Raw genomic sequence first — 24,296 nt, forward strand, 5'->3', positions numbered from 1 at the left:
ATTTTTGGAACGAAAGGGGTTCAATAAACATGAAATTAAAAACATTAAAAACCTTTGTATTTACATTAATATTAGTCTTATCAGTTTCACCCTCAGCATTTGCATCTACAACTGGTACCCAAACAAATAAAGTGGTTGATGGTGTAAAAGCTTCCTTAACCTTTAAAAATGAAAAATTGAAACCAGGAAAGAATGAATTTACATTCTCCTTACTTGATAAAAACGAGAAACCTTTAACCAACGCTAATTTGAAAATCACTGTAGCCATGGACAACTCTACTGATATGAAGGGCATGAGTGGTATGACAGCGGAAAATACGCCCATGATAATTGCTTTAAAAGAAGGTTCTAAAAAAGGTGAATATACAGGTATGATAGACTTTAAAAGTACGGGTAAATGGATTGTTACCTCGACTTTCGGACTTCAAGAAAATGCAAAAAACGTTGATTTTAATGCTAATGTTCAAAAATCAGGCCCTAGCTTTCTTATAATTGGCATATTTTCAGGAGTAGTTGTGCTTATTTTAGTTATAGCTGCTATAAATAAGAAAAAATCTATTAAATCATAGAAATGGAGGCCTCATAATAATGTCAGATATAAAAAAACAAAAGGACTTTTTAAAAAATAAAGCTTTTAAAAAATTTATCAAAAGTAAATGGTACCCCGGTATATTCCAGTGGCCAGTAGCTATAGTTTTTGCCTTTATCGTATATGAATTAATTGCTGGACCAACCGACGCTCATGATAACTTTGGCACTGCAGGAACTTGGGTACTATGGTGGCCGCTACTCCCAATCCTTCTACTGCTTTTCGGTAGATTTTGGTGCATTGTATGCCCTTTTGGACTCCTAAATGATGTTGTTCAGAAATTTGTAGGCAATAACAAACCTGTACCAAAATTTTTACGAAAATATGGAATATGGATTATTGATGCAACTTTTCTTATGATTACCTGGAGTGATCATGTTTGGGGCGTAGTTGAGAACCCTCGTGGTTCAGGAATACTGCTTTTAATGATAACTACCGCAGTAATATTATCAGGTGCACTCTTTGAGAGAAGGACTTGGTGCAGATACTTATGTTTCCTTGGCGGATTATCTGGTAATTATTCAAGAGCTGGTATGGTTGAACTACGCGCCACTCCAGATGTATGTAAAAACTGCAAAACATCAACCTGTTACAAAGGAACAAGTGAAGTTCCCGGATGTCCTATGTTTGAGTTTCCTAAAACCATGGATAGTAGTGCAGAATGTAACCTATGTGGTAACTGCGTGAAAAATTGTCCAAACGACTCTATTAGAATAAGTCCTCGCACACCTACTAAAGAATTATGGGATATTAAAAAACCAAAAATAGAAGTAGCATTTTTGGCCATCGTAATTATGGGCATTGTATTTGTTCAAAACATAACCATGCTAAATATATGGGGTCAATTATTACATTCTCTTGAAAATATACTAGGAACAACTAACTATTATATAACTTTTACTGTAACTTTTTTTATAGCTATGTTAATTCCTGTTGTGTTACTACTTTTTACAGGTCTTATTGCTAAAAAATTTAACAAAGCTTCCATCATGGAAAATTTCGCAAGATTTGGATATGCTGTTATACCGTTAGACTTAGCAGGACATATAGCTCATAACCTATTTCACTTGCTAGCAGAAGGTAAATCTGTAGTTTATACTGCAATGGAACTTTTCGGGATGTCATCCCATGGTGCTTCAACTGCAATACTTTCTAGTCCAACTATTCAAGTTCTTCAATATATTATTATTGTAATTGGAACTATAGGTTCAATATACACTGCTTACAGAATTGCAAAAAGCAGTCAAAATAAAGAAACACTTTTAGGAACATCTATAGTTTATACAATTCTAATGGTATTACTTGCAGTAGCGAATATAGTATTGTTTTCTATTCCAATGGCAATGCGTATGTAACAACTAAAATAGTAAAAGGAGAGTATTTATGATTAGTGGCAATATTAAGACATGGTTAAGAGCTATAAGACCCTTCTCTTTCACTGGTTCTGTAATTCCAGTTACATTAGGAGCAATCCTCGCAATTAAACAAAATAATTTTCAATTTGGGTATTTTATGCTCTCTGTTGTTGCTATTTTGTTATTACACACCTATGTTAATTTACTAAGCGATCATGATGATTATAAAAACAAAGTTGATACAAAAGATTCTTATGGTTCAAGCGGTGTTATTCTGGAGAATTTATTATCTTCCAACCAGATTTTTCGTTGTGGAATGCTTTGCTTAATACTGGGAGGTCTTATAGGATTATTTTTATCCTATGAAAAGGGTGTATTTGTATTAATATTGGGGCTCATAGGTGCCCTCAGCGGCTATTCCTATACAGGAAAACCTCTGATGCTAAAATATAAGGGGCTTGGAGCTCCACTAGTATTTCTTTTATTTGGTCCTTTAATGGTAATTGGTTCTTATTATGTTCAAATGCAACGTATTAGTGCTGATGCCCTTCTGATTTCAATTCCAGTAGGCCTTTTAACTACAGCCATATTACATGCAAACGACATTCGCGATATACATCATGACAAAAATGCAGGCATAAAAACTTTATCAATGTTGGTTGGCAAAAATAATGCAAAGAAAATTTATTATGGGATACTTATTTTATCATATGTATCCCTTATAATTATGATTTTCTTCGGAGTCCTTCCACTACTTAGTCTACTTTGTTTAATTACATTACCTATAGCCTTTTCAAATTCAAAAACATTATATAATTCCGATATTTCGATTTCCGCATTAATAACGCTTGATAAATCGACTGGAAAACTTCAAGCCCAATTTGGAATTTTACTAATATTCTCTATATTATTGAGTTTTCTATTATGATAAAAGGAGGACTAGACTTGAGCAAAAAAAATTCTAATTATATTATTTTCACGTTAATCATAGCAAGCATTCTTTGGTATTTACTTTTTGTAATAAAACCAATGAATTTTTGGTTAGAAATGAGTCTGTCAATTTCAGCATTAGTGTTAATGTCATTTATTTTTAATAAAGATATTTTTAAAATTGGTAAACCAACTATAAGACATATTTTAATTGGAATTTTCTCAGCTATAGTACTATATATAATATTTTATTTAGGAAACATTATATCAGGTTTCATATTTCCTTTTAAGGATTCGCAGGTATTATCCGTTTACAGTAATAGGTCTAATGGAAATTTAATATGGATAGGATTACTACTTTTATTTATAATTGGCCCAGGAGAAGAAATATATTGGAGAGGTTTTATACAAAATACTCTATCTAAAAAAATGGGTGAGACTAAGGGATATCTTATCTCAGTTCTTTTATATGCTGGTGTTCACATAATTACAGGTAATGTTATGCTTGTAATAGCAGCTTTAGTATGTGGAGTATTTTGGGGATGGCTTTATAAAAAAGAAAAAAGCTTACTTCCAGTAATTATATCCCATGCAATTTGGGACTTAACAATTTTCGTAATATTCCCTTTAATGTAAGGAGGCTTATTTCGCACTACCCTTTATTGGTTACTTAGGCACCCAAGATAAATCAGCTTATTACTATTTAAGGAATTCAGTAAATAGTTTCATGACAAAAGATCAACTACGAGATGAATTTGAACGCATTGGTTTTGACAATTCAGAGTTCAAATCCCTAACCTTCGGGATAGCATCGCTACATTATGGCATTAAGCCCTTAACTAACCGAATTTATTAATTTGCGCTCTTCATATTTTCTACACAAGTACAGTTTATAATTTAATTATATTAAGTAAATAAATCTAAACTTATTCAAGGAGGTTATTTATATGTATTGTAATAGATTTTTAGGATCTGGATATGGTACTGGAGGAGGGATGTTTCTAATGATGGGCTTTGGATTTTTAATATTTTTAGCGTTTGTTTTTCTAGTTTTCAAACTAATGAAATTTAATTCACCTTCATCTTTCTCATCAGATAATTTGGCTTTAGATATACTAAATGAAAGATATGCTAAAGGGGAAATTAATGAAGAAGAGTATAGTAAAAAGAAAACAATTCTTTCTAGGAAGAACTAGGAATATTTTTAATTCATTTAATAAAAGGTTCAAGTATTACATTTTGTGTAATACTTGAACCTTTTATAATTTAAATTTAAGCCTTTAAATTTTACTATTTAATCTATACTTTTTCTATTTTTACAACATCATACCCAGCATCTTCAATAGCTGCCTTTATAAAATCATCTGTAATATTATCACCAATTTCTGCAGTAGCAATCTTACTCTCAAGATTTACCGCTACATCTTTTGCTCCAATTTCCTTTAGTGCCTCACTAACATGGTTCACACAATGTCCACAGTTCATACCTTCGACGTATATTTTCTTTTTCATTTTTATTTCTCCTTTCCAATTTTAATTTCTCATATATAGAGCACCTTTATCTTAATGGCTTAAAACCTTTTAATCTTAATGCATTTGTTAATACTGAAACTGAACTAAAACTCATTGCAAGCGCCGCAATAATAGGATTTAAAAGCGGACCACCAAATAAATGTAACACTCCCATTGCAACTGGTATTCCTAGAATGTTATATCCAAAAGCCCAGAATAAATTTTGCTTGATATTTGTTATGGTTTTTTTACTTAATTCAATGGCTGTAGGTACATCCATTAAATCACTTCTCATAAGTACGATATCTGCAGACTCCATTGCAACATCAGTTCCAGATCCTATAGCGATACCAATATCAGCCTGTGCAAGTGCTGGAGCATCATTAATTCCATCACCAACCATAGCAACTTTTTTACCTTCTGCTTGTAGTTTTTTAACTTCATTTGCCTTATCTTCTGGTAATACTTCAGCAAGAATCGTGTCAATACCAACCTGCCTTGCTATTGCTTCTGCTGTCATTTTATTATCACCAGTTATCATTGCAACTTGTATTCCCATACTATGAAGTCTTTCTATAGCTTTTTTACTATTTTCTTTTACTGTGTCTGCTACCGCAATTATGCCACTTAGTTTACCTTCAATAGCAATAAACATAGGCGTCTTTCCTTCCACCGCAAGTTTATCCGATGCTTTCTCTAAATCTAATAAAGAAACATTACTCTCATCCATGAGTTTTTTGTTTCCAAGTAATATTTTTTTACCATCTATAATTACATCTATTCCCCTACCTGGCACAGCATTAAATTTTTCTGTATTTCTGAAATCTAGTTTTCTATCCTCTGCTTCTTTTACTATAGATTCGCCAAGTGGATGTTCTGAACCCCTTTCTGCAGTAGCTGCTATTACTAATAAATAGTCCTCGTCTATACCAGCTACAGTAACTATATCCGTTACCTTTGGTTTTCCCTCAGTTAAAGTTCCCGTTTTATCGAATACAATAGTTTGAATTTTATGTGCTGTTTCAAGAGCCGTGCCGCTTTTTATAAGCACCCCATACTCTGCGCCTTTTCCTGTTCCAACCATTATAGCCGTTGGTGTTGCAAGGCCAAGTGCACAAGGACAAGCAATTACAAGGACTGAAATAAATATTGTTAGTGAAAACACTCCCGTTTGACCAGCTATTAACCAAGATAAAGACGATATTAACGCAAGTCCAATAACCACTGGAACAAAATAGCCAGATATAATATCTGCCATTTTAGCTATTGGTGCTTTTGATCCTTGTGCATTTTCAACTAATGTAATAATTTGTGCAAGTGCTGTATCTTTACCAACTTTAGTTGCCTTAAACTTAATAGAACCATTTTTATTTATGCTTGCTCCAATTATTTTGTGTCCAATGCTTTTCTCAACCGGCATACTCTCACCCGTAAGCATTGACTCATCTACAGATGTAGTCCCGAAAACAACTTCACCGTCCACGGGCATTTTTTCTCCTGGCTTTACAACAACTATATCTCCAACTTCTACTTCATCAATTGGAATCTCAACTTCTTTATCCTGCCTAATTATAATTGCAGTTTTAGGTTGAAGTCCCATAAGCTTTTTAATTGCCTCAGAGGTTTTTCCTTTTGTAACTGACTCTAAATACTTTCCAAGAGTTATAAGAGTTAATATTATACCTGCCGATTCAAAATACATCTCATAACCAGTATTACCAATGAATATTTCATAAACTGCAAATATACTATATAAAAATGCAGCTGAAGCTCCCATGGATATTAACGAATCCATATTAGGACTTAGCCGTGCTAAAGACTTGAATCCCACTATGAAATATCTTCTACCTGTTATCATTATGGGAATAACAAGTATTAATTGTAATGCTGCATACGCTTTAAGATGCATCATAGGGTCAATAACACTCGGAAGCATCATATTCATTTTCATAACAATCATTGGTACCATTGCAACCAGTAATAACGGCACTCCAAATATAGCAGATATTAAAAATCTATTCCATAATGCCCTTATATCTTTTTCTTTTTTTTCTTTATCAAGATCTACGTTACTTTCTTCCTCAAGAGCCTTATATCCGCCTTTTGCTATAGCCTTCCTTATATCATTCGTTTTAACTAAGGATGGCTCAAAAGAAATCGTTAGTTTTTCAGTAGCATAATTTACATTTGATTCTATAACTCCATTGAGTTTTCTAGTTATTCTTTCTATATTTTTTGCACAAGATGCACAACTCATTCCCTCAATTTTTAATGTTTTATTAGTTGTTTCAACTAATAATTTATATCCCGCCTTATCAACAACATTTTGTATTTCAGATAACTTAATTAATGAATCATCATAAACTATCTTTAATTTTTCTGTTGCAATATTCACACTTGACTCAGAAATACCTGGCAATTTTTTAGTTACTCTTTCAATAGCTTTTGCACATGCTCCGCAGGTCATTCCTTCTATTTTCAATGACTTAGTTACCATATAATTCTCCTCCTTATTCCATATATTCTATTTACCAATTATTTTTGATAAAAGACCTATAATTTCATCTATCTTCTCACTGCCTTTGTCATGCTCAAAGGCTTCCATAACACAGTGATTCATGTGCTGTTTTAAAATCAATAAATTAGCTTTCTTTAGGAGTGATTGTGCAGCAATAATTTGATTTGACACATCTACACAATACCTCTCATCTTCTATCATTTTGATAGTTGCTTCAATTTGTCCTTTTGATATTTTTAAGATTTTCATAGCTTCTTTTTGCTCATTATTCATTATTTAGCCTCTCTCATACCCAACCCCCTAGGGGGGGGTGTAACTATATAATAATACTAAAAAAAATATATGTCAACTTCTTACTTAAAAATCTACATATAAGATTATAGCTATTTTTAATACTAAAAAATAATGCCTCCTCTATACGGAGGGGGCATCACATACAAAATATTAAGTTAATAATATTTTATCTTAATTACATGTTAGCACTACTTTGTATAAATTTTGTAATTATATCTTTAGAATTTATTTTACCCTTCTAGCAGTTACATAATCATTTCTTCCCATAGCTGAAATTTTAATTACATCTCCTGTATGAGGAGCATGTATATAATTATTATCCCCTATATACATACCCATATGATGAGGATTAGCAAAACTTCCAAAGAACACCAAATCTCCTGGTTGAAGCTTGTCCCTTGATACTTCTACACCATCATTTATCTGATCAAATGTAGTTCGGCCTACAGATATTCCAAAATGTGCATATACATATTGCGTAAATCCTGAACAATCAAATCCTGAAGGCGTTGTTCCACCCCATAGATATGGTGTTCCAAGAAAATTAGAAGCGTAGGCTATTATAGACTCTTGAGATACTGTTGCTCCACCCCTTGAAGGCGTATATGTAGAAACTGATTTTTTTAGTTCACTTATTTTTGTTAAACTTTTATTTACTGACACTTGAGGTTCAATTATCTGCGCAGAAATATTCTTGTTACTTTTATTTTCAGTAATCAATTTATTCTGTAATTCTTTAGCAGCAATTTCCTTATTCTTTAATTGGGTTACTAATTTGTTTTGTGACTCTTTTGTAACCATTATCTTATCAATCTTCTGCTTGTTTTCTACTTGTAAACTCTGTAATGCTTCCTTTGTATTATTCAAACTTTGTTGTTTTTCATTTAATTCTTTTTGTGATGCTTCAAACTTAGCCATTAGTTTTTTATCAAACTCTACAACGGTTTTTATGTTATCTACTCTTGATATAAAATCTCCAAAGCTCTCTGAATCCAATATAATACCCACATATCCATCGGATCCATTTATGTACATAACTCTCATTCTACTATTAAACAATTCCTGTTCTTTCTGTGACTCCTTTGCAACTTTTTTAACCTCCACTGCGGCAACTTCAATTGACTTTTGGGTTTCAGATATTTTTCCTTTATTTTCTTCAGTCTTAATCATAATCTTTTCAATTTCATTATCAAACTCTTCTATTTTCATTTCAACTTGTTCTTTCTCGGTCTGAATTATAGTTAGTGAATCTTTCTGCTGTTGTACCTTCTCATTTAGTGGGGCTGCTAGTACTGTTACATTTGAAATTAATACCAAAGTTATTGCAACTGCAAGGTTTCTCAGGACTGTCTTCATTATTACATCTCCTCATTTTTTATACTCTATAAAATACAAAATAAGTATATCAAAAACTTGTGTGTTTATTATGAAGATAACCGATTTTTATAACTTATAGGCCTAAAGTACTTAATGCATTATTGAAACAAATATCTTACCTACTATTATTCCAAGTACTGTGCCACTTGCGGATAATCTCCCCCGCCAAAGTCCAATGGATTCAGGTATTATCTCTTTACAGACAGTATATAATATTAAACCAGCAGCAAATGATAAACTAATACAAATAATTATAGGCGATACACTATTTAAAATTCCTCCCATTAAAGCACCTATACCCATTGGTATGGAAGTAAATACTGAAAAAAGTATTATTGTATGTATTTTAGCACCACCTCCCTTAAGATACATGCCTAAGGTTAGTCCTTCAGGTATTCCATGAAGAAGTAGAGCGATTGCTAACTGAAAACCTCTAGTATATGAAATATTTAAAAGTGAACCTAATGCAATTCCAGCAGGTATATTATGAATTCCTGAACCTATAGCCATAAAAAGAGCTACTTTTAAATATCTCTGTTTTTCACCATCTGAATTTCCAAAATTAAGATAACTAACACCACTATCAATTAATAATGCAGTAATAAGTCCAATAAATATACCAATTGTTGCGATATATACATTACCATTTTCAAATGCTTCTGGAATTAAATCGAAACAAATAATAGCAAGCATAAGACCTCCAAGAAATCCCAAAACAGTACCTTTAAATCTTCTCCCATTATCTGTAGTAATAAAACAAAGTAGTATTCCAACCATTGTTCCAATCCATGCAGTAAAAAATCCTATATTGCTTATGTGAATAAGCAAATTAAAATTAGTAATCATCAATAACGTCCTCCATTTTTAAAAATAATACCATATTTAATTCTATGCTAAATAAAAGCTAAGTTAGAATATATGGTAAATATATTTTTAAAACACAGTAAATACTTTTGATATTAGTTTAAATAATTAATTAATTTAATTCAAAGTATTACCACCATTGTAAAATTTTATAATAGTTTTAACATTATATAGAAAATAAATAATGCTAATTATAAAAAGGATATAAGCTAGCAAAAGGAATTGTAAACGACAAAGTTGTAGATGACTTAGGTGGTGGAGTATGCCAAGTCTCAACTACACTTTATAATGCAATACTTAGAACAAGTTTTGCTCTATATCGATAAAATTTCATAATTCTTTCATTATTACTTTTCTTTTCTACTTTAAATGTAACGTCTCCTTTTTATTTGAATATCTTAAAGTAGTGCCCTTTTAAATTTTTATAATAAAAGCAGTATACAGCTAATTTAAAATATATATCTTAGGAATTATGAAAGAGGTATGGTGCAATTGAATATTAATAAAATAAAGAAGTCCTTAAATAATTTAGGATCAATAATAACAGTTTTTTTATTTTTAATTATATGTATTACTCTTATTATAAATTTTGTTTTAAATGATATCTTTATCTCTAAGTATTTTACAAATATAGAAAAGGAACAAGTGATTTCAAAAACAGAACAGTCTAGTAAAATACTCCAAACAAAAGTATCTGAGATTGAAAGACTAGTAGGAGATTATGCGCTTTGGGATGAAACTTACAATAAGGTCCAAGATGTAAATATAGATAAAAATTGGTTTTCAGATAACTATACTAAATGGCTGCCACAAAAATATGGAGTAGATTTAATAGTTATACTAAATAGAAACAAAAAACTTATTGCTCAACATGGGTTAAATAATTTAAATGACATTCTAAATGACAATAAAATCATGGGATCATTAAATAAAGATGAATTTAATGAAAATTCAAGAGTTACTGGTTTTAAAAAGTATAATGGTGAATTATATATGATAAGTGAATGCCCTATTTTTAAAAATACTTCTGCAGGCATATGCCATGGCATAGTTATTATTGGTAAAAAGATTTCTTCAACATTTATTGCAAAAATAAAAGAAGAGTTTGGTAGTGATATCTTTGTTAGCTATGATAATAAATTTGTTTCAGCTGTGCAGTTAAATAAATATATTAACAAAAACATTGCAATTATTAATAAAAATAAAAACAATACCATATATAATCTTGATAAACTAAATGTTATAGGCAATTTGCCTATAACAGATATTTCAGGTAATAAAATAGGATATATTAATATAATACACTCTAGAGAATATTTTTTATCAACCCAAAAATTGATCCAAAGGAATACCTTAATTGCTATGCTTTTATCAGTCATAATAATTTCCCTTTTAGGATGGAGGTTTAAAAATATTATTATTAAGCCCATTAAAAGTCTTGAAAATCAAATTAAGAGAATGGAAGATAAAAACTTATTAATACATGCTGATGTAATTGGACCAGAAGAGATAACATCCTTAACTAAAAGTTTTAATAATATGATAGATAGCATTTATGAACACAAAAAAGAAAATGAAGTGCTCAAAATATATTCAAACACAGATTATTTAACTTCGGTATATAATCATAAATATTTTTATGAAAGCTTTAATAAAAAGATAAATGAAGGTCATAAACAAATATCTATTATGTTCTGTGACATAGATAAATTTAAATTGATAAATGATTCTTATGGGCATGAAGTTGGTGATTTAATTTTAAGAGAAATTGCAAAAACTATGAAGGTTGTAGTAAAAGATACAGGGATGGTTTTTAGATATGGTGGAGAAGAATTTGTGATTATATTATGTGACTATACTTCAGAAGAAGCACTTATCGAAGCAGATGAAATTAGAAAAAGTATTATTAAAAACCAGTTATTACAAGAATATTCGGATTTACATCCAATCACTATAAGTATTGGTATAGCTTCTTACCCAAATAACTCATTAGATGCAGCCGGTTTGATAAAAAAGTCTGACACTGCAATGTATTATTCAAAACAAAATGGTAGAAATCAGTGTAATATTTATAATAATAATATGAAGGTGTTTTTGAAAGATTGAAGTAAAACGCACATAAAATCAAATGAAAAACCGTCTGAACTCGCTCATACGGTTTTTCAATTTTTATTAAATATATAAAAAGAGCTACTTTTAAATATCTCTGTTTTTTACCATTAATTCCTCTATATGAGTAGCTGACATAGGTTTATAGTAGTAATATCCTTGTATTTCATCGCACATCTGCTCTTCTAAAAACTCAAGTTGCTCCTTTATTTCCACTCCCTCTGCAATTACTTTTAATCCTAAATTTTTAGCGAGTACTATTATAACCTTAATAATTGCTTCATCTTTATGATTTACATTTATCCCCTGAACAAATGACATGTCTATTTTTATTTTATCTATTGGCAATTGTTTAATATAATTTAAAGAGGAATATTCCTTACCAAAATCATCTATTGCGATTTTTACCCCTAGTTGTTTTAATTGTTTTAAAGACTCAATGATATATTCAGAATTCTTCATAATTATATTCTCTGTTATTTCTAGTTCCAAATAACTTGGATTTAAATCTGTTTCCTTTAAAATATTAGTAATCAATTCAACTATTTCTGTGTTTTGAAATTGATTTACTGAAAGATTAATTGCTATAGGTACATTTAATATACCAGCATCTTGCCATTTTTTATTTTGACTGCAAGCACTTCTCATTACCCATTCACCAATTGGCAGTATTAAACCCGTCTTTTCAGCTATATCTATAAATTCCCCTGGATTGACTAGACCTAATTTGGGATTATGCCACCTAATTAATGCTTCGAGCCCAATAATTTCGCCCGATACTACACTCAATTGAGGTTGATAGTATAATTCTAGTTCATTTCGTTCTAGTGCATGATATAAACTATTTGTTAACTTCATTTCTTCAATAATTCTGTCTTTAATAATGGAAGTACACAACCTAAATTTGTTTTTACCCTCTTCTTTTGCCTTGTACATTGCAATATCAGCGTTTTTTATTAGTGTATCTACATCTTCACCGTCTATTGGATAAATTGCACCACCGATACTAGTAGTTATAAATAATTCATGATTATTTATAATAAATGACTTTTTAAAAATGTTAAGAATTTTTACTGATAATTTTTCAATATGACGTTCTTCTAAATTTTTAACTAAAACAAGAAACTCGTCTCCACCAACTCTACAAACCGTATCATCTTCTCTTAATGTATTAGTAATCCTTTCTGAAACCGCTTTTAAAAGTTCATCTCCTATAGCATGCCCCCTTGTGTCGTTTATTCTTTTAAAAGAATCTAAATCAAGAAATAGTACCATTAAAGCTTTTTCATTCCGAGCTGAATTAATGATGCACTGGTTTAACCTATCTCTAAATAGCCTTTTATTTGGTAACCCTGTTAGATAATCATAATAAGCTAGTTTTATTATTTTATGCTCCATCTCTATACGTACACATATTTCACGCTCTAGTTCTTTATTGGCCTTACTTAGCTCAAAGGTTCTGTCCTGAACCTTTGTTTCAAGCTCCTCATATGAATTCATTAATTCTTTCTGAACTAATCTAATTTCAGAAATATCCTGAAATATACTCATAGTACCCAATATATCTCCCCATTTATCTTTTAAAATTGATGAAGATAAAAGAACCGGTAATTTAACACTATTACTTTTCACAATTTCAATTTCAAGACTACTACAGTTTGTCAGTTTTGATAATTCTACCTTTCCTGAGAATAATGTTGTTAACAATGTATCCTTTAGCTGATTTTTTTCATAACCTGTTAGTTTAAGTGCTCCATTGTTAATCTCTTTTATTATTCCCTCTTGATTTGCAATAATTAACCCCTCATTAATTATTTTCATAACATCTACAACAAAGTTTGTAGGATTAAGGTCCATTAATTTATATTTCTTAATCGAATACCATATTCCAATTATAGGTATGACAACTAAAATAATATCTATAGATGGTATTATTAAAATGTTTAGTTGTGGAAGAATAATGTCTGTAATACCACCTGTTATTATTGTAATTAGCATTATATTTAAAATAATTTTTGCCTGTTTTCTCTGCCTTGTTATCACTGAACTTTTCCACCATTCAAAAATAAGAAAGATAACTGTAACCATATATATATAATAATATGCCATGTAAAAATTCGACCAAATAAACCCCCTACCTTTTGATTCAAGTATAACCCATCCTAAATTTATTTTTACAAAATCTTGCGATGTTTGAGGTTGAAAAACGTACAAGTAAATGGATAATAATGCTGGTGAGTAAAAAATTAAATATGAAAATAGCTTTTTAAAAAATTCTTCTTTGCCTATTAAAACTATAATAAACTGTAAAAGTAAACAGTTATTAGTTGCCCAAAAGAAAGTAGAATATCTATATATGGTACTTGCAGTTTTAGCATCAATTGAAAGATTTAATAACATAAACATAAATGCCCAACATGCTAAATTTATACATAATACAAAAAAATTTTATTCAATTGGTTTTTTGTATCATTTAATAATGTATATACACCGATTATTATATAAATGATACAACATAAAAAATACAATGCAGTAATAATAGCCATTACATATTCCCCTCCAAGTTCACGTCATTATTCCATTCAATCGCTATCCTAATATTTTTGTAATAAATAAAGTTACTAGTTCACGATCAAATTGATGCCCTGCATTTCTTTGCAATTCTTTTATAGCAGTCTCGAGTGATAATGCTTTTCGGTTACTTCTCTCTGTTATCATTGAATCATATGCATCAGCTATGCTTATAATTCTTGACGCAATTGGTATCTCGAGCCCTTTCAAACCTTTTGGATACCCTAAGCCATCCCATCTTTCATGGTGATACAATACGTATTTCGCCATGTCTGACATATTATTTGCTGTATTAAGCATTCTATATCCTATTTCACAATGGCTCTTAATTTCCCTCAATTCATTTTCTGTAAGGTTCCCCGTTTTATTATATATACTTTCATGTATCGCAACTTTTCCTATATTATGAAGTAATCCAACTTCTTTAAGTTCATTAACCGCATGCTCAGACAAACCAAGAGCTTCGCCCATTTTTTCGCATAATTTTGAAACCTTATGTGAATGTTGTTCTTCTTCTTTGTTTTTTTTATATAAGGTATTTATTATGGCCTTTATTGTTTTTACTTTCATAACTGGACCCTCGAAAAGTTTCTTATTATACATATTATTTTCAGCATTTTTTAATATATCTTCGATTTTTTCTTCTTTACTACTTTCAGTTGCATATCCAAAGGAAATCGAGACATCTAGGAACCCTACCTTTTGAGCTAATGACAAATTATTTATACGTTTTATGATTTTTTCTGCAACCATTGCATCAGTTTTAGGTAATATAATGACAAATTCATCTCCTCCAAGCCTAGCAATAATATCATCAGATCGACAACAATCCCTTATTACTTCTGCTACTTTTTTAAGAAGCTCATCGCCTGTATGATGTCCGAAGGAATCATTTATAAATTTCAACCCATTTACATCCCCCATAACAATGCTCATAGGAAAATTTCTTTCTGTACGTAATCTTTTTAACTCTTCCTCATAAAATCTACGATTATATAAACCTGTTAACTGATCATGATAGCTCAGGTAAAAAATTTCTTTTTCCCTTTTCATACGCTCCGTTATATCGATAATTCTACATGCAAGATATTTGTGACCATCCAAATATAGAGTAAATGCGTTAAAATATATAGGTAGAATTGTACCATCATTTCTTTGTAGTTCGGCCTCTATGTCAGCGAACCCCTCTACTCCAGCCCTAATAATACAATCCATAACTGCTCTATTATTTTTTTCATCACCCTTGTACCAATCCATAAGGCTCATTTTAGATAATTCTTTGAAAGAGTAACCAGTTACATCTTGAAATTTCTTATTCCACCTTACTAATCTGCCTTGCTCATCATAAAAATATTTCATATCAGGTCCATTGTAAAATATTGCTTCTTCTAATGTTTTTTCATGCAATACAACATCATCTCTTATCCCTTCAATTTTAGGTGATTGGCTCATTTACATTTTCCTCCATTTGATTTTTATAAGAGCATTAATATACTTTCCTTTTTTATAAACCTTTTTATACATGATATTCGATGCACTAAATAAATTCTAAAAATTAATTGAAATAATATTATCCCTTAATCAAGAACACCAGTTACTCTGCAGACTAATCTACAATTCAATTTCAACTTTTATTTGTAACTATAATTCTTTTAATGTAATTTTATAGTTTAAATTTTTGAATCATACCATTTAATTTCTCAGCGAGTATTGCCTGATTTTGAGAAGCTTTTGAAATTTCCTCAATTGCCATAACAGACTCATTAACACTTGCTAGTATTTCCTCAGAACTTGCAACTGACTGCTCAGCTGTAGCTGCTACATTTTCAATTGCTTTATTAATTCCAGATACAGTTTCATTTACAATATTCATTGAAGCTCCAATATTTGAAGATAGCTCATTAAATACCATAGCATCATCACCATATTGCTTACTTGTATCTACAAACACTCCATAATCTGGTTTAACTTTATTTTCTATAAAGCTCAATATATCCTGAGTATTAATAGATAAATTTTGGAATGCCTTTTCAACTTTTAAAGTTACCTCTTGAATCCTTTTAACTGTAGCTTCCGACGCTTCAGCCAATTTTCTAACTTCATCAGCAACCACGGCAAACCCCTTACCTTGCTCTCCTGCTCTTGCTGCTTCAATAGCTGCATTAAGTGCAAGAAGATTTGTTTGACTTGCTATATTTCCTATTTCAGTTGCCATTATCTTAACTTCACTGACAACCAGTCCATCTGTAATTGCTTTTAATACATTTTCTTGCTTCTCCAAATATAATTTATTTGCATTATTTCCACTTTCTTCAGCATCTTTTTTAATTTGTGTTGCTTTTACTCCTATTTTCTTTGCAATTTCAGCCCCTTTATCTGCACGCATCGTAACATCTGCCACCTTAGTTGCAATGCTTTCGGTGGTTGCATTTACTTCCTGCGTTGTTGCACTTAGCTGTTCTGCTCCTAATGATACTTGTTTTACAGATTCATTTACAATCTCCATTTGTGATGATATCTCCTGCGTTGTAGCTGATAATTCTTCACTTGTCGCACTAATATCAGTAGCTCTTTCTGATATTTCAAAAATCAGCAATTTTAAATTTGTTATAGCTTTGTTTATTGCTTTTGCTAAGGCTCCAATTTCACTCTTATTATCTATATCAACAATTTTTGATAAATCATTTTCACAAAGTGCATCCGCTACAATTACAACTTTCTTTATCTGTCTTGAAATTCCTATTGCAATTGTTAAACCAAGCACAATAGCAACAAGCAATCCTATAACGGTTATTGCTATAATTTGGACATATGCACTATTATATGAAAATTGACTATTATCATAATCAGCTTTTGACATATTTTTATTTAAAGAAAGCTCTTTATCAATAACTATAAACATATCAGTTGTAATCTTCGAAACCCTTGGTAAAAGTTGATTTGCTTTGCCATAGTTGCCTTCCTCAATTTGCTTAATTAATTCCTGTCTTGCTATACGATAATCTGCAAGTAAACTTTCAAACTCAGCAAATTGTTTCCTATCTAAATCAGTTGTAATTGTGTTCTTATATTTTATAATAATTGCATCATTTTCAAATTTTAAACCTAAAATATCGCCTTGATATTTTTTAAAATTGCTTTTATTTCTAGGATCAAGACTTAACAATATATTTGTATTAATTTTCAATAAATTTGCTTTAAGATTATCAGCAGCATTAAGACCTACCAAATCTATGCTGTAAATATTCCTAATGTTTTTATTCATACTCTTCATATTATAAATTCCAACCATTCCAACAATGCCTATAAACAAAGCTACTAGTATAAATGCCGACACCAGTTTTTGAATCATTTTTAAATTATTAAACCACTTCATTAATTTTCACTCTCCTAAAAAACAATTTTGCATCACTTTACTATTTTATATTTATTCACTATATTAAATCATTTGTAAATAAAGCAATTAGTACACTATATTCGATGTACTTAATAAATTCTACACATATATAATTAATTTTGAAAATTCACCAGAAATGTTCTAATATTTACTGTATTATTCAGTATTCTTTTTATCGTAATTTTCAGAAAATACAGTTTTTCATTCAAATCAACTTGAATGAAATGGAAAAATAGGTTATAATTAAAGTACGTATTTAAAAAGAGAGGTTATTCGATGACTAAACGCTTCAAAAATTTTTACGCGAATTTTAGTAAAGTAATTATTATAATACTTGGTGCAACACTATATTCAATAGGTTTAGAAATATTTTTAATACCTAACAACATAATTGATGGAGGCGTGGTTGGAATATCTATTATGGCAAATCAGTTTATCAGCGTACCACTTGGGCTACTTACTTTTGTACTAAATATACCATTTTTTATAATCGGATATAAACAAATTGGAAAAACATTTACCATAGCAACTATCTTTTCTGTAATATGCTATTCTATAGGTGTATCAATTCTTAAGCCAATTCCAGGAATAACACATGATATATTACTCGCAGCAGTTTTTGGTGGGATACTGGTTGGACTAGGCATAGGACTCATAATGAGAAGTGGTGGATCAACCGATGGCACAGAGATCGTAGCAATAATACTTGACAAAAGAATTAAATTTTCAGTTGGAGAGATAATTATGTTCTTCAATTTCTTTATATTACTTTCTGCAGGCTTAATTTTTGGTTGGGATAGAGCAATGTATTCTTTAATAACATATTTTATAGTAATCAAAGTTATTGACATTATCATTGAAGGTACTGATGAATCAAAAGCTGTAGTAATTATTTCAGATAAACATGAAGAAATCTCTGAGGCAATAATGGCCAGACTTGGTCGTGGAATGACTTACCTCTATGGCAAGGGCGGAAAAGAAGGAGAATATAAAAATGTAATTTATGTAGTTGTATCTCGACTAGAAATTTCTAAACTCAAATCTATTGTAAATGGATTTGATGATGATGCATTCATAACTATAGGCAGTGTTGAAACAACTGGAAAAAGTTATAAAAAGAAAGCTATACATTAAATTTTAAATAAAAATAAGGATTTTAGGATAGTGGTTTTAATATAATCGCTCTCCTTTTTTTATTTACAAACTCATGTACCTATTAATATTTTATTAATAATATAAGCTATATTTAAGAATGTGGTTTAATTTTTCGTGATATAATATTTAAGACATAATTATACTTAAATCATCTCCTGGGTCGTTAAAGGTAAATATTATTTCTGCAAATTTAATAAACGAAAAAATATAAGGAGTGAAACTAATGAAAACTGTTGATACTAAAAAAATAGGATGCGTTGAAGTATTTAGAATTCTAATTGTAGTAGATAAACCTATTCTAGTTGGACAAGATGATATAGTTGGAAGACGTCAATTGATTCCTATTTTATCTGGCGAAGTAACCGGTCTTGGCTTTGAAGGAAAAGTACTTCCAGGCGGAATTGATAGTCAAGTTATACGCCCAGATGGGAAATGTGAGCTTTCAGCTAGATATGCTATTGAGTTAGATGCTGGCGCTACCATTTATATTGAAAACAATGGACTTCGCACAGTACCTTCTAAATATACAGAGGATGTAAAGGTTGGAAAATTTGTTGATCCTAGCGTTTACTATTTCCGTACAATTCCCATCTTCGAAACGTACAGTGAAAAATATAAGTGGATGATGAATAATATTTTTGTATGTTATGCTACAAGGTTACCAGAAAATGTCGTGTTGACTTTCTATAGAGTTCTTTAGTAGATTTAGATAATGTACTTATTATTTGCAAATTTTTTATAAAAGCATTATTAATAAAGGGTAGGTAAATTAATGAAAAAATATAAATTTAATTTGATACTAGGAATAGCCTCTGTAGGTATTTTTATTCTATTAATTATATTCACACATGGCTGGATGGATTTGATTCATCAAATGAAAAACCTACATGTTCAATGGCTAATCGCAGCTATTTTCTCTATGTTTTTATATTGGATTTTTGAAGCTAAAATCTTACAATTAACTGTATTTCTAATGAAAAAAGATTATAAATTTAAAGAATCATTTAAAGTCACTCTTATTGGTCAGTATTTTAATTCAATTACTCCCTTTGCATCCGGCGGTCAGCCAATGCAATTATATGCACTTACAAAGCAAGGAGTAGGTGCTGGCAAAGCTGGTTCAGCGCTTATGATAAAATTTATTATGTATCAAGCTATATTAACTATATATTCTCTAGTTCTTATATTTTGGAAATTAGATTTTTTTAGGCGAAAAACCAGTAATTTATTTTATTTGATAGGTGTAGGCTTTTTAGTCCATGCTAGTGTAATTGTGTTTTTAATTATTTTTTCAAAATATCGTAAATTAACACACAAATTTATAATGATTTTGTCTAAAATATTACGAAAATTTAAATTCGTAAAAAATATATCAAGGTTAGAAGCAAATATTAATGAAAATTTAGATCAGTTCCATGATAATATGCAAATAGCAAAACATAGTAAAAGATTAATTTTTAAAGCTGTTATTTATACAACGCTGCAGCTAACAATATATTTTATTATTCCTTATTTTATTTATCTTAGTTTTGGAATGCACGGTGCTAGCATTGGTAGTATGATAGCTGGAACTGCTTTCATAATGATGATAACAGCTGTTATACCATCACCCGGAGCCATGGGTGGAGCTGAAGGCGCTTTCTATATATGTTTTAGCATGTTTTTTGCAGCTAGCAATATAATGGCCGGTATATTATTATGGCGGTTAATTACTTTTTACTCCTGTATAATATTTGGATTTTATGCACTTAAAAAGAACTAAAAAATCATTAGCCTAAGCTAATGATTTTTTTGTTCCTATTCTTTTATTATATACGGCACAGTAAGAACTGCAACATTTCTATTTTTATATAATTGACTCTTTATAAAATACCCGGTTTGGTTATGAAGCAAATTATGCCACCATTTAGTTATAACAAATTGTGTTAGTACTACTGTCACTGTTTCTCCATGTTTTGAAGAACGCTCTTCTGATTGTATAAAATTCATTAATGGTTCCATTACATCCCTATATGAGGAATGCTCTATTATTAATGGAATTCCCGGATTATACTCTTTCCATTTTCTTTTTAATTTTTGAGTAATTTCTGGATCAGTTGATACATGAAACGCAACCACATTTTGTGATAAACATCTAGCACAGTTTAGCGCCTTTAGGAATGATTTATTTAATGTACCTAAAAGTATTATTACATGCTGATCATTATTTGTTATTGGCCCAACTTTGGGTCTTAGGTCATTTGTTAATCTTATTTGCTCCACCACATGGGTATAATGATTCTTAATCTTTAGCATAAAATAGACAAGCAAAGGTAATATAATACAAACAATCCAAGCTCCCTGCATAAACTTTGTAATACCTATAAGTATTACCGTAATAAAAGTTATAAGAGCACCAAATCCATTTACGGCCGCCTTAAATTTCCAACCAACTGATTTATCCCTTTTCCACTTTAAGAACATTCCAACTTGAGAAAGTGTAAAAGATATAAATACACCAACAGCATATAAAGGTAAAAGTGCATGTGTATCACCTTGAAACACAATAATTAATATAGCAGAAGCTACTGCTAGTACTATTATTCCATTTGAAAAACTTAATCTTTTTCCTCTTTGAGAAAATTGTCTTGGAACATATCCATCTTTACCCATTAAAGAAAGTAATAATGGCAGACCTGCATAAGATGTGTTCGCAGCCATTATTAAAATAATGGCTGTGGTTACCTGAATAACATAAAACATAATACCTTTTCCAAAAACTTGCTGTGTAATTTGAGCAAGCACTGTCATGTGGTTAACAGGTACTGCATGATAAATCGTTGCTAAGAAAGATAATCCTACGAAAATAAAAAATACCAAGCTTCCTAGTAAAACCAAAACAGTTTTTGCGTTCTTTTGTGAAGGTTCCTGAAAATTAGGTATACCATTACTTACAGCTTCAACCCCTGTTAAACCACTACATCCTGAAGCAAATGCTCTAAGAAATAGGAATAGCGTAATGTCACCTACTTGTCTTGGCACTGAAAATATAGGTTGTGGTGAATAACCAAAAACATAATATCTAACAAGACCAGTAACAATAAGCACTACACAAGAACCTATGAATATATATGTTGGAACTCCAAAAAGTTTAGATGATTCCTTCGTTCCTCTTAAATTCCCTATTGTTATAATTAATAACATTATAAGAGCTATCGCTACTTTGTGCTTATACAAAAATGGCATAGCTGATGTTATCGCTGCAGTTCCGGCGCTTATACTAACAGCAACTGTAAGAACATAACCTATAGTAAGTGCTGCTCCAGCCGTAAGCCCCGGGGTTACTCCGAGATTATCCTTTGCAACTATATATGATCCTCCACCAGATGGGTAACTATCAATAGTCTGCATGTATGAAAAAACGAGTATAAGCAATAACAAAACTATGCACAATGCAGCATAAAACATATATTTATATGCCATAACCCCTATAACACTAATTAGCACAATTAAAATTTCCTCACCTGCATATGCAACGGAGGAAACAGCATCACTGGATAATATAGGTAGTCCCCATAAAACGTTTAATTTTTCTCCTTCTAATTCTTCTGTTTTTAATGTCTTACCTATAAGTAATTCTCTTATCTTTGAAAACATAAATGCACCTCTATAATCAAATTTATTAATACAATATTTATCTATTATATATTATTAATTCTAAGATTTCAAACTATAATTTCCCTATTTATGACGAAATATAGCCATATTACTAGCTTTAATGTCAGATAATTAATGTTATAATTCAAATAGTCATAAATGCTTAATAAATATGTATTTAAAGTTGCTTATTAGTCGCTTTCACGTTATGAATTTTAGCTCAATTATTTTAAATGTATATAATCGTAGTTTTCTTTCTCATTAATTTATATATAGCATATAAATAAATTATCATTAAATCATGTAATTTATTTATAAGTGACTCAAAAAAAGAATAAAGTAAATGGGTCCCCCCATATACACTATTCTTAATTACCTATCTAAATTATTTACAGAATTCTAGGTACATTCCAACATATGAAATTTCTTTATACTATATATTCACTTACAAGTTTATTTAATTCATCTACGTTTTCTTTTATCCAAGAATCAAAATCCTTGCTTGAAGTATCTATTGCACTTGCCAGTTCAAATAAAAATTTTGGCACTTCCACCTCTCTAATATCGCCATAAATTTTACTAAGTTTTGTTTTACCTATTCCAAGGTCCCCACCAAGATGTAATTCAAATACATTTGTAAGTTCATCTTGAACCTTTTTCTTTTTACCACGAAATCCAATTGTTCCTATTTCGTGTACGGAGCAAGAATTAGTGCATCCTGATATATGAACTGGAGGCAGTATATCTTTTGTAAAGTTTTTTTCTTTAAAATAGCTGAGTATATCTTTTAAAGTACTCTGACTTTCTAATATTCCCATTTGACAAGTAGGAACTCCGATGCAGCAAGTTGAATATTCAAGCGAAGTATTTCCACCCATTCCCTCTGTTACGTCAAGTAATATTTGCGCTTCTTTTCCATTCAAATTTCTAATATATAATCCTTCTGACATAGTTAGTCTTACTTCTACATCGTCCATACCTTCTATTTTATCTATTATTAGTTTTAAATGCTCTGTTTTTAATTGTCCTCCCATTGGATGAACATACACACTGTATAAGCCATTTTGTTTTTGTGAAATTAGTCTTAGATTTTTTATAGAAGTTTCAATACCAGGCTTATCATAAACCTTAGTTTCTACCTTGATTTTTAAATTACCTTCAGCCTTAACCTTCTCCAAATAACTATTATAACAGTTTATAAATTTTTCATCGCCCATTCTTTCTTTAATGTATCTTATACGAGCTTTTCCTTTGTTTACATAATCACCTTCATTAATAAAAAGCTGAGTTAATGCTTCAACATGGTATATAATATCTTCTGGCTTTACTAATTGACCACTTGCAACAGATAGCCTTGAATTATTTCCCATTCCACCACCTAAATATACTTTAAAATATTGGGCGTTGTTTTGAATAACCGCTAAAAATCCCAAATCAGTAGCAGTTACATGTGACTCATCCTTGTCGTTACTTGAGAATGCAACCTTAAATTTTCTTGGAAGCTTATATGTATATATCTTATTTAAAAAATGTTTACCAACAGCGATTGCATAAGGTGATATATCGAAAACCTCATTTTTTTCTACACCAGATAGTGGCGATGCAGAAACGTTTCTAGGATAATTACCACCTGATCCCCTTATGTATAACTCTTTATTTATTCCTTCCTTCATAATGTTACAAACTTCATCTATAGTAATTCCATGTAATTGCATTGCTTGACGAGTAGTTATATGTATACTTTCTACCTTATATCTATTTGCAAAGTCATAAATTAGTTTAAGATCCTTTAAAGAAGCTATCCCTGCCGGCATTCTAAATCTTGCCATAAATGCTTTGCCACTACGCTCAGCATACACTCCCATACCACCAGAAGCTCCTTTAAAAGCCATCTTACTCATTTCACCACTTAAAAATTTATTACCAAGTGCTCTAAAATCCTCAATTTCGGAAAGAAGAATCTCATTTAAATTATTCATTTGTACCATT

19 protein-coding genes and 2 pseudogenes are annotated in these 24,296 nt (G+C 30.5%); 11 read left to right on the forward strand and 10 right to left on the reverse strand.

Annotated elements, in window-relative coordinates; all coding sequences use genetic code 11:
• Positions 1-29: 29 nt before the first annotated feature.
• From KPL37_RS08215 to KPL37_RS08240, 6 genes and pseudogenes are all read left to right on the forward strand, one after another.
• Complete coding sequence (locus KPL37_RS08215; RefSeq protein ID WP_216147787.1) at positions 30-569, forward strand: FixH family protein; 540 nt, start codon at positions 30-32, stop codon at positions 567-569.
• A 19-nt stretch (positions 570-588) separates the two neighbouring features.
• Complete coding sequence (locus KPL37_RS08220) at positions 589-1,944, forward strand: 4Fe-4S binding protein (RefSeq protein WP_216147790.1); 1,356 nt, start codon at positions 589-591, stop codon at positions 1,942-1,944.
• A gap of 28 nt (positions 1,945-1,972) precedes the next feature.
• Entirely contained in the window at positions 1,973-2,872 is a 900-nt protein-coding gene (gene menA / locus KPL37_RS08225) for a 1,4-dihydroxy-2-naphthoate octaprenyltransferase (RefSeq protein WP_216147792.1), read from the forward strand.
• A gap of 17 nt (positions 2,873-2,889) precedes the next feature.
• On the forward strand, positions 2,890-3,510 hold the full coding sequence (locus KPL37_RS08230; protein WP_246578188.1) for a CPBP family intramembrane glutamic endopeptidase: 621 nt from the start codon (positions 2,890-2,892) through the stop codon (positions 3,508-3,510).
• 19 nt (positions 3,511-3,529) lie between these two features.
• Positions 3,530-3,730 (forward strand): annotated as a pseudogene (locus KPL37_RS08235) (class I SAM-dependent methyltransferase); the annotation flags it as partial.
• 91 nt (positions 3,731-3,821) lie between these two features.
• The gene (locus KPL37_RS08240) at positions 3,822-4,070 is read left to right on the forward strand and encodes an SHOCT domain-containing protein (protein WP_216147797.1); all 249 of its coding nucleotides are present in this window, start codon (positions 3,822-3,824) and stop codon (positions 4,068-4,070) included.
• A 103-nt stretch (positions 4,071-4,173) separates the two neighbouring features.
• Here the strand turns inward: KPL37_RS08240 and KPL37_RS08245 are convergent, their stop codons facing one another.
• From KPL37_RS08245 to KPL37_RS08265, 5 genes are all read right to left on the reverse strand, one after another.
• Positions 4,174-4,386 (reverse strand): heavy-metal-associated domain-containing protein, encoded by a 213-nt coding sequence (locus tag KPL37_RS08245; protein WP_216147800.1) that lies wholly within the window; start codon positions 4,384-4,386, stop codon positions 4,174-4,176.
• A 46-nt stretch (positions 4,387-4,432) separates the two neighbouring features.
• Entirely contained in the window at positions 4,433-6,883 is a 2,451-nt protein-coding gene (locus KPL37_RS08250; RefSeq protein WP_216147803.1) for a heavy metal translocating P-type ATPase, read from the reverse strand.
• A gap of 27 nt (positions 6,884-6,910) precedes the next feature.
• On the reverse strand, positions 6,911-7,177 hold the full coding sequence (locus tag KPL37_RS08255; RefSeq protein WP_071611311.1) for a metal-sensing transcriptional repressor: 267 nt from the start codon (positions 7,175-7,177) through the stop codon (positions 6,911-6,913).
• A 246-nt stretch (positions 7,178-7,423) separates the two neighbouring features.
• Positions 7,424-8,554, reverse strand: a complete 1,131-nt coding sequence (locus KPL37_RS08260; protein WP_216147806.1) for a C40 family peptidase — start codon at positions 8,552-8,554, stop codon at positions 7,424-7,426.
• Between the two features lie 111 nt (positions 8,555-8,665).
• Entirely contained in the window at positions 8,666-9,421 is a 756-nt protein-coding gene (locus tag KPL37_RS08265; protein WP_216147809.1) for a ZIP family metal transporter, read from the reverse strand.
• A gap of 218 nt (positions 9,422-9,639) precedes the next feature.
• On the opposite strand from KPL37_RS08265, the pseudogene KPL37_RS08270 reads away from it, so the two are divergent.
• Together KPL37_RS08270 and KPL37_RS08275 are read left to right on the forward strand one after the other, a co-directional pair.
• A pseudogene (locus KPL37_RS08270) lies at positions 9,640-9,738 on the forward strand (VanW family protein); the annotation flags it as partial.
• 193 nt (positions 9,739-9,931) lie between these two features.
• Positions 9,932-11,545, forward strand: coding sequence for a sensor domain-containing diguanylate cyclase (locus tag KPL37_RS08275; RefSeq protein WP_216147812.1), 1,614 nt, complete (start codon positions 9,932-9,934; stop codon positions 11,543-11,545).
• Between the two features lie 90 nt (positions 11,546-11,635).
• Here the strand turns inward: KPL37_RS08275 and KPL37_RS08280 are convergent, their stop codons facing one another.
• The 3 genes from KPL37_RS08280 to KPL37_RS08290 form a co-directional block, all read right to left on the reverse strand.
• Entirely contained in the window at positions 11,636-13,954 is a 2,319-nt protein-coding gene (locus KPL37_RS08280) for an EAL domain-containing protein (RefSeq protein ID WP_216147815.1), read from the reverse strand.
• A 183-nt stretch (positions 13,955-14,137) separates the two neighbouring features.
• On the reverse strand, positions 14,138-15,571 hold the full coding sequence (locus KPL37_RS08285; protein WP_216147818.1) for an HD domain-containing phosphohydrolase: 1,434 nt from the start codon (positions 15,569-15,571) through the stop codon (positions 14,138-14,140).
• Between the two features lie 211 nt (positions 15,572-15,782).
• Positions 15,783-17,495, reverse strand: coding sequence for a methyl-accepting chemotaxis protein (locus tag KPL37_RS08290; protein WP_216147822.1), 1,713 nt, complete (start codon positions 17,493-17,495; stop codon positions 15,783-15,785).
• A 297-nt stretch (positions 17,496-17,792) separates the two neighbouring features.
• Here KPL37_RS08290 and KPL37_RS08295 point away from each other — a divergent pair, with 297 nt between their 5' ends.
• The 3 genes from KPL37_RS08295 (at position 17,793) to KPL37_RS08305 (ending at position 20,433) form a co-directional block, all read left to right on the forward strand.
• The gene (locus tag KPL37_RS08295; RefSeq protein WP_216147825.1) at positions 17,793-18,650 is read left to right on the forward strand and encodes a YitT family protein; all 858 of its coding nucleotides are present in this window, start codon (positions 17,793-17,795) and stop codon (positions 18,648-18,650) included.
• A 244-nt stretch (positions 18,651-18,894) separates the two neighbouring features.
• Positions 18,895-19,371, forward strand: a complete 477-nt coding sequence (locus tag KPL37_RS08300) for a DUF3237 domain-containing protein (RefSeq protein WP_216147828.1) — start codon at positions 18,895-18,897, stop codon at positions 19,369-19,371.
• Between the two features lie 72 nt (positions 19,372-19,443).
• Positions 19,444-20,433, forward strand: coding sequence for a lysylphosphatidylglycerol synthase transmembrane domain-containing protein (locus KPL37_RS08305; protein ID WP_216147830.1), 990 nt, complete (start codon positions 19,444-19,446; stop codon positions 20,431-20,433).
• A gap of 35 nt (positions 20,434-20,468) precedes the next feature.
• Here the strand turns inward: KPL37_RS08305 and KPL37_RS08310 are convergent, their stop codons facing one another.
• Together KPL37_RS08310 and KPL37_RS08315 are read right to left on the reverse strand one after the other, a co-directional pair.
• Entirely contained in the window at positions 20,469-22,307 is a 1,839-nt protein-coding gene (locus KPL37_RS08310) for an APC family permease (protein WP_216147833.1), read from the reverse strand.
• Positions 22,308-22,735: 428 nt separating this feature from the next.
• The gene (locus KPL37_RS08315) at positions 22,736-24,286 is read right to left on the reverse strand and encodes a nitrite/sulfite reductase (protein ID WP_216147836.1); all 1,551 of its coding nucleotides are present in this window, start codon (positions 24,284-24,286) and stop codon (positions 22,736-22,738) included.
• Positions 24,287-24,296: the final 10 nt, after the last annotated feature.

Source organism: Clostridium frigoris, from assembly GCF_018861865.1.
Taxonomy (GTDB): Bacteria; Bacillota; Clostridia; order Clostridiales; family Clostridiaceae; genus Clostridium_AD; species Clostridium_AD frigoris.